Raw genomic sequence first — 492 nt, forward strand, 5'->3', positions numbered from 1 at the left:
TGATAACCTGATTCCACTTTACAGCAAAGACTTCGATGCTAAAAAAGGTGATACAGACTGGTTAAAAAGAGTGAACAGCAGACTTTCTGCCAAGGATTGTACAGAAGATCCATTGTTCGTGAAGGTGTCTGAAGCACTACACAAATTGCAACCATCTGCAAGTTCTGCCTATTCATTAGGTCATCTTGCTGAAGCTGAAGGAAACCAGGGAAAGGCACTTCAGTATTACAACCAGGCTGCAGAGCTTCAAAAAGATCCTTCTACAAGAGCTAATATCTATTACAGAATTGGTAACCAATACAAAGAAAAAGGTCAGTTTGGCCAGGCAAGAAACTACTATCGCAAAGCCTTGGATGCTAAGCCTTCCTTTGGTAGAGCTTACCTGCAAATTGCTAATATGATAGGACAGAGCGCCAACAACTGTGGAAATACTGCCTTTGAAAAAAGAGCCGTGTACTGGAAAGCTGCAGAATATGCAGACAGAGCTGGAAG

At 42.1% G+C, this 492-nt stretch carries 1 protein-coding gene; it reads left to right on the forward strand.

Annotation, left to right across the window (positions count from 1 at the left end):
- Positions 1–492 (forward strand): tetratricopeptide repeat protein (locus tag HC176_RS16220; protein WP_167920037.1); only part of this gene is annotated, 492 nt, incomplete at both ends.

The organism is Tamlana crocina (genome assembly GCF_012037625.1).